Source organism: Candidatus Uabimicrobium helgolandensis (assembly GCF_041508025.1).
Classification (GTDB): Bacteria; Planctomycetota; Uabimicrobiia; order Uabimicrobiales; family Uabimicrobiaceae; genus Uabimicrobium; species Uabimicrobium helgolandensis.
Genome location: NZ_CP165719.1, coordinates 866,496 through 879,775 on the forward strand (window position 1 = coordinate 866,496; position 13,280 = coordinate 879,775).

Annotated in this window: 12 protein-coding genes and 6 tRNA genes; 6 read left to right on the plus strand and 12 right to left on the minus strand. The window is 34.7% G+C overall.

The window, feature by feature from the left end; genetic code table 11:
• The first annotated feature begins 8 nt into the window (after positions 1 to 8).
• From UABHE_RS03190 to UABHE_RS03215, 6 genes are all read left to right on the plus strand, one after another.
• A complete protein-coding gene (locus UABHE_RS03190) occupies positions 9 to 137 on the plus strand; it encodes a hypothetical protein (RefSeq protein ID WP_372368783.1) in 129 nt (42 codons plus the stop codon).
• 111 nt (positions 138 to 248) lie between these two features.
• On the plus strand, positions 249 to 1,940 hold the full coding sequence (locus UABHE_RS03195) for a hypothetical protein (protein WP_372368784.1): 1,692 nt from the start codon (positions 249 to 251) through the stop codon (positions 1,938 to 1,940).
• A gap of 8 nt (positions 1,941 to 1,948) precedes the next feature.
• Positions 1,949 to 2,905, plus strand: a complete 957-nt coding sequence (locus UABHE_RS03200; RefSeq protein WP_372368785.1) for an ABC transporter ATP-binding protein — start codon at positions 1,949 to 1,951, stop codon at positions 2,903 to 2,905.
• Complete coding sequence (locus UABHE_RS03205) at positions 2,905 to 4,419, plus strand: ABC transporter permease subunit (protein ID WP_372368786.1); 1,515 nt, start codon at positions 2,905 to 2,907, stop codon at positions 4,417 to 4,419. Before UABHE_RS03200 ends, UABHE_RS03205 begins: the two co-directional genes overlap by 1 nt.
• A gap of 224 nt (positions 4,420 to 4,643) precedes the next feature.
• Positions 4,644 to 6,125 (plus strand): hypothetical protein, encoded by a 1,482-nt coding sequence (locus tag UABHE_RS03210; protein ID WP_372368787.1) that lies wholly within the window; start codon positions 4,644 to 4,646, stop codon positions 6,123 to 6,125.
• 72 nt (positions 6,126 to 6,197) lie between these two features.
• Positions 6,198 to 7,385: a hypothetical protein gene (locus UABHE_RS03215; RefSeq protein ID WP_372368788.1), complete on the plus strand. Its 1,188-nt coding sequence runs from the start codon at positions 6,198 to 6,200 to the stop codon at positions 7,383 to 7,385.
• A gap of 48 nt (positions 7,386 to 7,433) precedes the next feature.
• Here UABHE_RS03215 and UABHE_RS03220 read toward each other — a convergent pair whose 3' ends face one another.
• The 12 genes from UABHE_RS03220 to UABHE_RS03275 all read right to left on the minus strand — a co-directional run bounded on the left by UABHE_RS03220 (position 7,434) and on the right by UABHE_RS03275 (position 13,280).
• Positions 7,434 to 7,664: a hypothetical protein gene (locus UABHE_RS03220; RefSeq protein WP_372368789.1), complete on the minus strand. Its 231-nt coding sequence runs from the start codon at positions 7,662 to 7,664 to the stop codon at positions 7,434 to 7,436.
• A gap of 33 nt (positions 7,665 to 7,697) precedes the next feature.
• A tRNA-Gln gene (locus UABHE_RS03225) sits at positions 7,698 to 7,770 on the minus strand.
• A 3-nt stretch (positions 7,771 to 7,773) separates the two neighbouring features.
• Positions 7,774 to 7,847: transfer RNA gene (locus UABHE_RS03230), tRNA-Phe, on the minus strand.
• Positions 7,848 to 7,874: 27 nt separating this feature from the next.
• Positions 7,875 to 7,947: transfer RNA gene (locus tag UABHE_RS03235), tRNA-Gln, on the minus strand.
• Positions 7,948 to 7,950: 3 nt separating this feature from the next.
• Positions 7,951 to 8,024 (minus strand) — tRNA-Phe (locus UABHE_RS03240).
• A gap of 27 nt (positions 8,025 to 8,051) precedes the next feature.
• Positions 8,052 to 8,124: transfer RNA gene (locus UABHE_RS03245), tRNA-Gln, on the minus strand.
• Positions 8,125 to 8,127: 3 nt separating this feature from the next.
• Positions 8,128 to 8,201, minus strand: a tRNA-Phe gene (locus UABHE_RS03250).
• 847 nt (positions 8,202 to 9,048) lie between these two features.
• Complete coding sequence (locus UABHE_RS03255) at positions 9,049 to 9,573, minus strand: FHA domain-containing protein (RefSeq protein WP_372368790.1); 525 nt, start codon at positions 9,571 to 9,573, stop codon at positions 9,049 to 9,051.
• Positions 9,574 to 9,620: 47 nt separating this feature from the next.
• Complete coding sequence (locus tag UABHE_RS03260; protein WP_372368791.1) at positions 9,621 to 10,043, minus strand: PaaI family thioesterase; 423 nt, start codon at positions 10,041 to 10,043, stop codon at positions 9,621 to 9,623.
• Positions 10,033 to 10,647, minus strand: a complete 615-nt coding sequence (locus UABHE_RS03265; protein WP_372368792.1) for an NYN domain-containing protein — start codon at positions 10,645 to 10,647, stop codon at positions 10,033 to 10,035. Before UABHE_RS03265 ends, UABHE_RS03260 begins: the two co-directional genes overlap by 11 nt.
• Positions 10,644 to 11,414 carry an MBL fold metallo-hydrolase gene (locus UABHE_RS03270; RefSeq protein ID WP_372368793.1) on the minus strand — a complete coding sequence of 257 codons (771 nt, stop codon included), beginning with the start codon at positions 11,412 to 11,414 and terminating at the stop codon, positions 10,644 to 10,646. Before UABHE_RS03270 ends, UABHE_RS03265 begins: the two co-directional genes overlap by 4 nt.
• A gap of 9 nt (positions 11,415 to 11,423) precedes the next feature.
• A complete protein-coding gene (locus tag UABHE_RS03275; protein WP_372368794.1) occupies positions 11,424 to 13,280 on the minus strand; it encodes a hypothetical protein in 1,857 nt (618 codons plus the stop codon).

Genomic DNA, 13,280 nt, shown 5'->3' on the forward strand with positions numbered 1-13,280 from the left:
GACCAAATATGGATAAGCTAGAAAAACTGCTGCAGTACTATATAAAAGAAGAATTGTATGAGAAAGCCTTAGAAATTCAAGAACTAATTACCCAACAAAATTTGACTAAACCCACCGAACAATGCGAAGTCAAATAATGATAGAGACAGTTTGTTGTAGTTTTTTCAACTGCAATGAACTGTCGTATATAAAGACTTCGTCCTAAGAACAACTTAGTACATCAACTACAAACAGACTGGAGAATTTTAATGAAAATATTTTTAAGTCTCTGTATCTTTTTTGCGCTCTGTTTTGTTCATGCCCAAGATCTCGAAATTGATATATTTAGTGGCTATGGCAATACATTACCTCATGATGCGAGTTTAGAACCTGTATTGGTTGTTTTAAATAATAAGGGAAAGGGACTCATCAAAGGTAAACTAGTAATAACCCAGGTCGACTATTTACCCACTTCGAATGGACGTTTTTATACTCAAGAAGTTATCCTACCAGGTAATTCAAATAAAATTGTAAAGTACTATGTACTTTTAAGTAATTCGCACGCTAGCATCTCCGTTTCTCTCAAAACAGAAAATAAAACGTTTAAGAAAAAAAAAGATTTTAAAGTAAGGCCGAATGATAAGCCTATTTGGATTAACTGGCAAAAAGGTATTAAAAAAAATAAAAATTACAAAGAAAAATATTATAATATTGCTAGCACACCTATCCAAGCTTTTCCAAAAATTCTTTTAGCGCTAAATCATGTGTCTGTTATGTTTGTTGATAACCCACAGAATTTTGTTATAGACGAAGAACAAACTGAAGTTTTACGACTGTGGCTTGCTCGCGGAGGCAGTCTCATATTTGCATCTACCTTAGGACTAGAAACTGTTGTTTCGCGAAAAATTTCTTTTTGCAAAGTCGGTTTTCCAACCAAAAAAACTTCGTTTGCAACTACTAATTTTAACCTAGGGCGCATTATCTGTTTTCGCCAAGATAAAGAACATCCCTTTTTCAAAAATATGTATACAAATCACAATTTTGTTAATAAAACTTTACGATATAGTCACTCTGTGTACAAAGAGTATTATACTTCTTCTTTACAAAAATCTATGAGCGAGAGTTTAAGTGGTGAAGTGAAGTTTACATGGATGATTTTATTGTTAATTGCTTATCTTGCTTTTATTGGACCTATAGATTACTGGTTGACAAAAAAATTCAAAAATCGCATGTTGACTTGGTGGATTTATATTGCTTCTATTATTATTTTCTCCTTTCTTGCATATTTAAAAGGTTATATTCTTAAATCAGGCCCAATGAAAATGAATTGTTTGAATTACATTGATATGTATGATGACGGACAGATTTTCGGTAAAACAGTTTTTGGTATATATTCTACACGTAATAGTAATTATACAATGACAAATACAACTCAAAATGGCTTACTTTTACCGCTTAACAGCGATGTTGCTTTAGATAATGAATTTTTTGACACTAGTAGCTTATTTACTCGTATTCCTATTTATTCTTCAAAAAACTATTTAAGTACGTGGAATAGTAATATCCCTATCCAAAAGCAAAGTATTCGTATAAAAAAAGATAAAAAAATAACGATTAGTGTTCCAAAAAATATCGAAATAACAGATGGATATCTTATTGCAAAGAAGAAATTAAATAGAATAATTGTCCTTGGAGAAACTTGGTATTTAGATTCACTTGACTATCGTTTCCCTGGTAAAGAAAAAAAACTGCTTTTGAGTTATTCCTCCTCACACAACAATTATTCTTGGGAACAAACAACTGTTAAAGATGTAGAGAAACTTCTTGATGCAACTCGAAATTTGGCCCACGCCCAAATAATTATTTTATTCTGTGATCTGAAAAATTATGTGCAAGTTGTAGGCGAAAATCCTATTCGTAAGGAAACTAGTGTATTACGGTACGTTGTACCTGTAGATTGAGGTGAAAAATGTCTGATAATGAAAAGCCAATGGCAATTGAAGTCAAGAATTTACGAAAAGCGTTTGGTAGTAAAATAGCGGTCAATAACCTTAGTTTTCAAGTGCCTGAAGGATCAATCACTGGATTTATTGGTCCAAATGGAGCAGGAAAAACAACAACCTTACGTATGTTGTGTACTCTTTTAAAACCCGATGCAGGTACTGTAAAAGTTTTTGGTCTTGATACTCGGGACTCTGCAGAAAAAATTCGTCATCAATTAGGATTTATGCCTGATTACTTTGGTCTTTACGATGATATGGAAGTGTATGAGTATCTCAATTTTTTTGCAGCAGCGTATCATATAGGAGCACATCGTAGAAAGAATTTAGTTGAAGATATATTACAGTTACTTGATCTAACTGCGAAAAAACACTCACTAATAAACGAGCTCTCTCGCGGGATGCAACAACGACTTTCCTTGGGGCGAGCACTTGTACATGATCCCAAACTACTTTTGTTAGATGAACCAGCTTCTGGTTTAGACCCGCGTGCTCGAATGGAGCTCATGGAGCTTTTGCGCGAACTTAGACGTATGGGAAAAACGGTTTTTATCTCTTCTCATATTTTAGCGGAGCTAAAAAATCTATGTGATTTTGTTGTTATCATTGAAAATGGGAGAAAAGTTTATAATGGAACTGTTGCTGATGCCGCAACTACGGTAGAAGGAGATCTTAGTCGTTTACAAATCACTTCTAGCGAAGATGCTCAAGTTATTGTAGATACAATCGCAAGCTGGAAAAGCGATCTAAAAACGACAATTAAAGAGGAGAAAGTAACTGTTGTTGAATATCATAGCGAAGAACTAAAAAGCAGCGAAATCATATCTCATTTAATTAAAAATGATCTACATATAGAAGAAGCCAAAAAGCTATTGGCAAATCTCGAAGATGTTTTTATGAGTCTTACCAAAGGAGGGATTTCTTAGTGCCTGCAATATTTGTGATTTTTCAACGTGATCTAAGAAGAATTACTTTTGAAAAAAAGTTCTATTTACATAGAGTTTTTTTTGTAGGTAGTATCTTTATTCTTTTCCTCTTATTTGCGCTTAATAGCCAAAATACAGGTTCAAATACAGCAATAGGATATTATCTGCTAAGTTTTGTTTCTTGGACAACTGGTGCACTACTTGTGCTTACAGCATCAGGGACAGCGGCTAGAGGGATAAGCCAAGAAATAGAAAACAAAACTTTGGAACTTTTGGTGATTACACGATTATCCTACCGCTATGTCGTCTTTGGAAAATTTATACAACAATTGTTTATTACTTGCCTTAATGCTATTGCTCCCTTACCTATTTTTTTATTTTGTGTGAGCTTGGGTGGTGTTTCTGCAACTCAAGTACTTTTTATTTTACTTAGCCTTTTTAGTTTACTTCTTATTACGACATCTATTGGTATTTTTTGTTCTGTCTGTTTTACAAGTAAACAGTGCGAATCTATGGCGAGTTTTTTCGTGATTATTTACTGCATTGTGACTCTATTTGCTCCTATTTCGATGTCTTGTGGCTATTCTCTATACTACGTATTACAGGGATTTAGTTTTAACTACTGTATCGAAAATTTTTTGTGGCAATGCTTGTTCTCTATGTTGCTACTTTTTCTCTCTATATATATCCTACCTTATATGTATTTAGCCCGCAATAAAGTAGGTCTTGGCGCGAAAGTAAACAAAGTTGTTGATAAGGTAACAATGATCCCAAGGAAAAAAGTTAAAGGCAAGGTTGTAGGTAAAGAGATTACTGGTAATCCAGTTGCGTGGCGTGATTATTACATGATGTACAGAGGAAGAGGTGCATTTCAAACTATTTTTACTCTTGTTATTGGAGGGTTTGTTGCATTTAACGTTGTAGTAGAAAGGCACAATCACTCATCGGAAGTACTCGTATCATTATCAGCGATATGTTTACTACTGTTTGCATTGTCACTTATTAACAACTCAACAGCTACATTTGCAAAAGCAATGGAGCATAAAAGTTGGCGTATACTTTTAATGACAAAATTATCGAATAAAGAAATTGTTGTTGGTAAAGCCCAAGCAGCTATTCGACATTCGGCTCTTTTCTTTATTCTATCTGCGGTAAGTTTTGGATTTTTTCTTATCATGAATAAGAAATCAGGGGATATGAAAGATCTATTGGTACTTCTTTCTTTTGCGTTTTGGTTTACAGCCTATGTTACTAATTTGTTTTGTTGTGGTTTGTTTTGCTCTTTTTACTATAAGAAATATCGCCGTGCAAGCAATTATTTTGTTCTTTATGTTCTACTTTGGCATATATTAAGTGGGTTTATTTTTACATCAGGACAAAGTGGTATGTTGTGGAAAGGTGCTACTGGTTTTACTGTGAATTGTATTTTTGCAATTCTTCATTTTGCGATCGCCAAGGCTTTTTTTGACTATATTGTTCGCAATTTACGTCTGCGAATTGACTTTGCTGATTAAAGAAAATAAGATCCAATCCTAAATTTATCGGTAGCTTTTGCCAGATGAAAGAATGTATATGCGAGAAACAGATAGATTTTATTTTTTGGGAAACATTTAGATGCGATTTTGGATCCAGAGAATTGGCAAGGTTTAAATTTACTTGGAGAAGTTTTAATGTCTGTTAGGTCTGCACTTCTGCTTACAGCGAATACAAATACAACAAGCTGTTGAGAAGGTATCTTATGATTATTTTAAGAAAAGATTTACGCTTTTTTAGTCATGATCGTTATTTTTATTTTAAAAGAACTTTTTTTGTCGTTGTTATTTCTTTGCTCTTCATCTTTTATGGATTTTCTACTGAGCATTATCATAAATTATCAAATAATATATTGAACCAATTTTCTCTGTTTAGCTTTGTTTGTTTTTTAGTAAGTATTCCAACCATTGCTACAGACAGTATTCTAAAAGAACAGCAGCAGCAAACGTTGGCTCTTCTTAACCTTTCGAATATAAGTTATCACCAAATTATCTATGAAAAATTTTATGCTTTACTAGTAACATTTTTTTCATATTATCTGGGGATCGTTCCTGTTTTGTTTATTTGCTATTCTTTTGGTGGTATTTCTGCTGCGCAAGTTATACAGCTTGTTGTTGTGCAACTTAGCTTTATTTCTGTTGTAGCCGCTTTGGGTCTCTTAGTTGCTTCATTTCATTTCTCTTCTCAAACACAAGTGTTGGCATTTTTAGCTACTCTATTATGGCTAGCACTGTCTATGTTTATAGCTATTATTCCTAATATTATATCACTTTCGTCTCTTGCAAGTATGGTTTGTCAGGCTTTTTCACCTTTTTTAGTTGCAGAAAAAATTCTCACCGAAATATCATGGTTTCTGACTTTGGGTAACCTTAGTATTGGAGTTATTGTTACACTGTTATCTTTATATTTTGCAACTAAGTTACTGAACAATCACGCTTTAACATTTGGCGAAGTCACAATGACAAAGAATAAAAATACTCACAAAATTAATGATAATCCAATATTTTGGCGCGACTACTATAAAATTTATGGAGGATATCGTTCATTTTGTTTTAAATTTGTTGTTACTCTTTTGGTAATACCAATTTGTACTTATGTTGCTCATTATTTATTTATGTATTTGTACGCACGTCCTGTTCCATTTAATTTATTATCTGTTACAGTAACTGGTCTTATTATTGCGATTCCTTGCGCTATTTTTACTTTTTTCTCAGGTTGTACGCGATCATTTGTGCGAGAAACAAAACGCGGTAGTTTTGATTTTTTGTTGTTAACATCTCTGTCTAGTCGCGAAATTATTAATGGTAAAAGCCGGGCTATTTTGTACTATAGTGCGCCATTTATCATCATTACTATTTTGTTTACGATTATACTTGTTGCTTTTTTTCCAAAGTATACTGCGGGGAAGTGGCTGTATATATCAATGTCGATTGCCAATTTACTTGCTATTTTTAGCTGTGCTTTTTTTCTTTCCTTACAAGTAAAAACATCTGGCACCGCAGCTATTTATACTTATGTGTTATTTACAATTCTTCATGGGGCAACATCTTTAGTTTCTAATTTAATTGCAAATTCGCGTGTTGCTAATGTAAAAATAATGTCTACGTACTATACATTAGTTACAATTGGTTATATAATAATAGCAATTATATTTTTCATATGGACAAATAAAAAACTACGCACATAATTAATACAGGACCGTGAAACCTATAAAAATCTATAAAGAGATAAAGTAACACCCATCAGAGGGGGGAAGTTCTTGAAGATTTACGTATTTTTAATGTTATTTTCTATGCTATTTTTATTATCGCAAACAAATGATACGTCTGTCACTATTGCAGAAAAAATAGCGCGTAGAGATGCAATCGACAAATTAGATTTACAAATAGTAAATCTACCTTTGTCTTCCCATAATAGCATTAAAACATTTCTTTATCAGTATAGATTACAAAAGGATTTTCGAATTATATACGAAAAAAAAATTGAGCAAATAGGGGTTTATGTTGATGCACGCCAAAAAGCTTACAAAATAACAATTGCTATCACTTTAAAAAGTATTATTGACTGTCTAGAAAAATTAACAAAAGAAAATGATATCAAAAATTATAATAGCGCGAATCTTCGTCAATATTCGCAAAAGATTTTCTATGCAACAGGTACAATTCCGATTGGTAGTTACATCCAAGAAGCATCACCAGCAAGCCAAAAAGCAAGAGAGTTTGCTATTCACTGTGCGAAAATAAATGCATACAAACATCTCAGTGATATCATTAAAAATATGCGGATTTCAAATGATTTGAAAGTAAGCGATTTTATTGCCGAAAATCACAGTGTACAAAATGAATTTACTTTATTTATTCGCAAAACAGAAACACAAACGCGTCTGCAACACCAAAATTTGGGGGTAGTCGAAGTTGCTATTGAAGTAAAAGTACGCGATATTGAAGAAGTTTTATCACACATTTGTACAACATCTTACAAGGGAGAGTTGTGGTTGCCTAAAGACTTTAAAAACTTACATTTACATGTAAGATCTCAAAGTATCATTGCTAAGGGCAAAGGAATGATTCCTTCGCAAAAGGGCCACCAGCGATTACGTAAAACGATATATATTCCGCAGTGGGCAAACAAAACGTTAGTTGTCACAGGTGAAAGTTTTGTACCACAGACAGTAAACACATCGAAAGCAAAAAAAATTGGTTTAGAAAGGGCTCGCGCTGATGGCTATCATAAGCTCATACTCTATATTATGGATTTGCCACTACATGACAATGTTGGCCTTAAAAAGCTAATGGAAAAAAATTACACTATTCGCAATAATATAAGCTCTGCATTAAAAAGAGCAACTGTTGTTGATATTGTTTATGGTGAAAAAATTATTAGGATAAAACTAGAGCTATATCTTGCAGAAATTTGGCGAGTAGTTGCACATCTATATCGCCGATAAAAATGAGAAAGTTAACACGCCGACTTAATTTATAACAAGTTAAAATTTCTATCTCTTATCAATTCCCAAAGTATGAATAATCTTTTTGCGTAAGCGGTGCGCTAATTTGCGTGCATAGTCTTCTTTTATTCCTATCTTACGAGCGCTCTCTGCTAAACTTTCGTTGCTATTTTTTGTTCTATGTACTAGTAAATTGTATTCATTTGCATTCAATTTGCAGCACAAACTAGAAAGAAATTCTAATTCGCGAGATGTTAGGTTACATTTTATATTTTCCATAATACTCTGGCCTCTAACAAAATAAATAGGTTACAAGGATATCAGGACTCGAACCTGAAACCGTCAAGATCAAAACTTGATGCTCTGCCAATTGAGCTATATCCCTATTTGGTGGGAAGTGGTGGAATTGAACCACCGCACCGAGATTTTCAGTCTCATACTCTACCACTGAGTTAACCTCCCAAAGTTTAGTTATTGTAAAACGAGCTACAAGGATATCAGGACTCGAACCTGAAACCGTCAAGATCAAAACTTGATGCTCTGCCAATTGAGCTATATCCCTATTTGGTGGGAAGTGGTGGAATTGAACCACCGCATCGAGATTTTCAGTCTCATACTCTACCACTGAGTTAACCTCCCAAAGTTTAGTTATTGTAAAACGAGCTACAAGGATATCAGGACTCGAACCTGAAACCGTCAAGATCAAAACTTGATGCTCTGCCAATTGAGCTATATCCCTATTTGGTGGGAAGTGGTGGAATTGAACCACCGCACCGAGATTTTCAGTCTCATACTCTACCACTGAGTTAACCTCCCAAAGTTTAGGGCGTGTCATCATTCAAAATATTGTGTGTTTTTTTGAGCCCGAGCCCGTTTGCGAGCCCGTTTCCGAAACTTTCACTAACAATTTATCAAAGAAGCAAAGTTTCTTTTTCCATCGCAAAAAACTAGTATTGAACCAATAAATCACTTTCTGTCGCTCTCAAAAAGTTTTCGGGCGCGGGCTCGCAAACGGGCTCGGGCTCAATACTACTGGCGTATCATTAAATGAATCTGTTATATTTTTATCTGTATTGAATGATGACACGCCCTAGTTATATGTCCATAAAAAAAGGCCCCATAAGGGGCCAAGTATTACTGATTTTCAAACACAACATACATTGACCACTTTCACCCAAAAAAGGTAAATTGAAAGAAAAACTGCTGTTGTATTTGGAAATTAGTAATAGTCATTTTTTCGCTCCGTAAAATTTAGTGATAGTTGTTTTGTAACTACAAAAATAATACGTGTACTTGTAAGATATTACAAGGGAAAAACTCACAAAAAAAAAGCTGTGAATTGAGACTTGTCACGATTATTAATCGAAGTGCTGTTTCTTGTGAAGTTTTTCAATAATAATTGTCACGGTGGCAAGTACCTGTGACAAAAAAAAATTAAACTGTGACCTGCTTATCGTATTATTTTTTCCCATATACCCCTTTTTGGCCTTCAACAAGATTGGCGACAAGGTAAGGAGTTAGTGTTTCGTATTGTTTTCATGCTTTCGAAAATGATTCTCTAATCTATTTGCTTCTTGTTCATGTTAATCGACAACGATTACGGTCGCGGTGTCAAGGTTACGGTCACGTCTTTTTATTTGAATGAGGACACGCCCCAAATAAATTAAAGTTGAAAGAAAAAATTAAAGAAAATCCCTATAAATAATACCATAAACAAAATCATACATATAAATGCAATAATGATAATTTCTGGTCGCCGATCTTGTTCCCATTTATCATAGTGGTGTTGCACTGTTTGCGTTTGTTTTTGTGTTGTTTTCTCTAAGTTGATTGTTTTTAGTGAAATCTCTTGTGTACCACCAATACTTGAAATGGCTTCTTCATCGAAAAATATGAATTGGTACTCTCCTATTTGTATTTTGTCTTTGTGGCGGAGAGGAGAGGTGCTCTGGTGTACTAATTTTTCATTTACTTTCGAACCGTGGGTACTTTCATCGCATAGAACCCAGTTTCCTTTACGGCAACGAATAATTGCGTGGTTACTTGAAACGCTTTCGTTTACTAGGTTAATCGTTATATTTTTGGCTTTGGGAGAGGTTCCTCTACCAATTTTGTTATCGGAAGTGAATTCCAACTCAAATTTCAAACCTTTTTTTTCATCGTAAAGACATGGTTTTATTCTATCCACTTACCGCACCTTTCTCTGTATGAGAATAACCAAAACATTGTGAAGTTTTACATTGCAACATTTGACAATTGCATAAATGTTCCCGTTGAGTGCCCAACAAGATTGTCGTTACCATCAAACAGGGACATTTCAGCGATACTTTGCCGTTTTCCTAATTTTATTATTTTTCCAATAGCCACAAGTTCGGTTTGCTTCGCAGGTAGTAAAAAATGAATCGACATTTCTGTTGTAGCGATCCAAAAGTTATTATTCTCATTGTGTCCAGCGACTGTAAACCATCCAGCATTATCTAACATCGTGGCGTATATACCACCATGAACCAGCCCTAGGGCGTGGTCGAGATTGGGATTATATGGTAAATGAATACGCGCGTTTTTTTGGTCATCGAAAGATAATTTCATTCCAAATAATTGAGCGATCGGAGCCTTTTCATTAAATAATTCTAGTAATTTTTTTGTATCACCCATCATTATTCTCTTTCATACGAAACCACTTCATCCAGTCTTCAACTGATTCTTCATCCAAAAGAGTTTCTTCTTCAGGACAAGATTCTTCTTCGTGGAAATCAGGAATTTGTGGTAATTCTTCATCTAGTTTTTTAGGTATTTCAATTTCATCAGCCATTCCAAATTCTTGTAACCACTCATCAACGTTATTGGATGGCATTGCAATTTGTTTTTGCGATTCTTTTCTATTGGCTTTAAGTAATTTTTGCGTAAATTGTTGGGGAGTAATTATGTCGCTACGGTTTCTTTTTGAGTATTTTACGACGCGTCTATCAGCAGTAACAACAACAACATTATTTAGCTCTCCGCTTAACGCAATTATTTTTTCGTCGGCTTTCCCTTGGCAAATAGCATAGATAATTTCGACACCGTTTTGTTGAGTTTGTTTTTTATATGGACCAATGCCAGCGCAGCCATCAAAAACAATGATTATTCTTCGTACGCGCATTTTTTTCTTAAAAGAAATAACAAAAGAAATCAATTTTTGGCGACTATTCTCTAGTACTTCATCATGATAAGGCCAACAATCATGAAATAGTAAATTATAACCATCAATAATAATAATCATGATTCTTGCACCTGTATCTTTAAACCATCATAAGCTAGATACATGTTTGGCGGAAGGTTTTCTTCTACTTCTTTGTGTAGTCCCATTTGATGACTCATATGTATAAAATATGCCTTTTCGGGTTGGTATTTCTCAATAACTTTTATAGAGTCTTGTAAATGTAAATGCGTCGGATGAGGAGTTTGACGTAGAGCATCAAGAACAATTACTTTAGATCCGTATATTTTTTCATCTTCGCTTTCGGGGATAGAACTTGTATCTGTTAGATAGGTAAAATCACCTATGCGAAAGCCAAGAATGGGAAGCTGACCATGATGTACGTTAATTGGTGTTATTTTAAGACCTTTGACCTGGAATATTTGGTTTTTGATTCTTGTCATATGTACTTGGGGTGCTCCAGGATATTTTAAAGACGCAAAAATATATGAAAATACCTGACGAAGTCTTTTTTCTACACTTTTACTTGCGTATATTGCCATTGATCTTTTATATTTAAAGTTGAAGCAACGTACATCATCAAGTCCTGAAATATGATCGTGATGGCCATGAGTAAACAGGATACCATCTATTTGGGTAATCTTTTCCCGTAGTAATTGCTGTCTAAAATCAGGACCAGTATCAATAACTATATTTACATTTTTGTGCTCAACATAAACAGAAGTACGCAGTCTTTGATCGCGAAAATCGTTTGATGTACAAACCTTGCAGTCGCACATCGGAACAGGTACTCCTTGAGATGTACCTGTTCCTAAAAAAGTAACGTTCAAAATTTTCCCCTATCTCACAGGCTGCAATATCTTTGTTAACATGTCGGCAGAATTTGGTACGCGTTCTAAACGTAAATATTTTGCCCCACCATCATACTTCAGGCTTAATATTTTGTATGTATAACGTTGAAAAACAAGAAGCTCTATTTTGTTGGTGACAATGCTGTTAGCAATAGCACTTTCGAGGTTCGATACTGTAAATTTTTGTCCGTTAATCCCTGTTACTTGCATGCCTGGTGCGATTCCTGATAAATCCCCAACCATACCAGGGATTATTTTTCGTATTTGTCCATCGTAGCCAAATAAAATGCCTAGTGAATCTGAAGCATCAATGTACTTACGTCTGCTTTGAAGTTCTTGTAAATATTTGGAAGCTTTATTGGTATAAATCATTCGATAACCGCACAAATTAACGAGGTTTAAAGGGAGTTGTTCTTTTGGTTCTTTTATACGGCCTTCAATAAAATTTTTCCAATCGTACTGAACAATATCGTCTAAGATTTGATAAACCTCAAGTAGGTCAAATGCGAGTATTTGTTGAGAGTTACTTTTTCCAAAAAATTTGATGCAAAAATCATTTAGCGATTTTTCACCAAAAGTACGATGACGAATCATAGTGTCTATCTCTAACCATAAGAGAAGACCCTCGTCATAATAGTCTTGGCCACGGCGCCACACACCCCAGCTTTTACTTCGTTGTCTTAGCGTATATGAGCATATACATGTGTCTTCTAGTGGGCGCCAACTACGTCCAACTTGTTTGGTTAGGTAGTTGAGTTTACGTGTGAAACGTGGAATGTATTCTTCTGGTGTTAAAAAACCACTACGTACAGCAAGCACTTCTCCTAGATATGTGGTTAAACCTTCATAGATCCATAAAAGCCGGGTATCTTTGTTGCTATGGTAGTCAGGGGTATGCATACCGACAGGACGACGATACTTTCCACACCACGAGTGGACATATTCATGAGGAAGAAGACTACCAACCCAACCTTTTAGATTCCAGCTATTAAAAAAATCTTTTTCTCCTATACCGTTTAAACTGGAGGAGAGATGTTCTAATCCTGTAGAAGGGAGACGATTACTCATAAAAACTAAAAAATGATATTCGCGGAAGTGTGCTTTTGCGAATATTTTTTGAGCTTGCTGTATGCATTTACGGTATTTTTGTACAAGCCCTTCTGGAATATTTAAGTCGCGACTTGATTCTGCTACAAGGTGTAAGTAATGTGGAGGAAAATTATCAACTTTTAAATCGATGGTACGCAAGTGCTGTCCACAGATGAGAGGACTATCGATTAATTCTTGCAGTGTTGTTTCTGCAAAAGTAATTTCTTGTTTTTCTTGGCCTTTAGTTTGTAGAGCACTAGCATGTTTCCAGCCAGCAGGAAGTGTTAATTTTGTGCGTACTTTAAGTTGGTTGTTTTTCCAGGCGGGATACAGCAAAACGGTATTCCAATTGATTACTCCCATTTGCGAATTACCGTAGCTATCTATTCCAGTGGAGTTACCGTTAGGCTGATTGCATATATACCGCAATTTAATTCGTACTTTTTTTGTATCCTGATCTAACTTGCAAACAAAACGAAATGGTTCATGAGAATTTCGTTGCCACTTCAATTCTTTGCCTTTTTCAGAGTAAAAGTACACTCCTCCTATATTTTCAACAGGGTTTCGTGGACCATGAATTCCAGGAATCCACTTTGGATACCACATTACAATTTCTGTATCACTAGTATATATTTCCATTTCAGCTGTTAAAAGACCTCTCGTTAGATCTGTGGCATCAACATGGAGAGTCATATAGTCTTCTGCTTGAGATAGAGAGCACAAGAAACAAAAGAAAAGAGTGATTATTATTTTCAT

Bases quoted from the DNA above. Each gene is read 5' to 3' on its own strand.
- UABHE_RS03190 (WP_372368783.1), top strand. From the start codon at position 9: ATGGATAAGCTAGAAAAACTGCTGCAGTACTATATAAAAGAAGAATTG.
- UABHE_RS03195 (WP_372368784.1), top strand. From the start codon at position 249: ATGAAAATATTTTTAAGTCTCTGTATCTTTTTTGCGCTCTGTTTTGTT.
- UABHE_RS03200 (WP_372368785.1), top strand. From the start codon at position 1,949: ATGTCTGATAATGAAAAGCCAATGGCAATTGAAGTCAAGAATTTACGA.
- UABHE_RS03210 (WP_372368787.1), top strand. From the start codon at position 4,644: ATGATTATTTTAAGAAAAGATTTACGCTTTTTTAGTCATGATCGTTAT.
- UABHE_RS03220 (WP_372368789.1), bottom strand. From the start codon at position 7,664: ATGGAAAATATAAAATGTAACCTAACATCTCGCGAATTAGAATTTCTT.
- UABHE_RS03260 (WP_372368791.1), bottom strand. From the start codon at position 10,043: ATGATGGGTGATACAAAAAAATTACTAGAATTATTTAATGAAAAGGCT.
- UABHE_RS03265 (WP_372368792.1), bottom strand. From the start codon at position 10,647: ATGATTATTATTATTGATGGTTATAATTTACTATTTCATGATTGTTGG.
- UABHE_RS03275 (WP_372368794.1), bottom strand. From the start codon at position 13,280: ATGAAAATAATAATCACTCTTTTCTTTTGTTTCTTGTGCTCTCTATCT.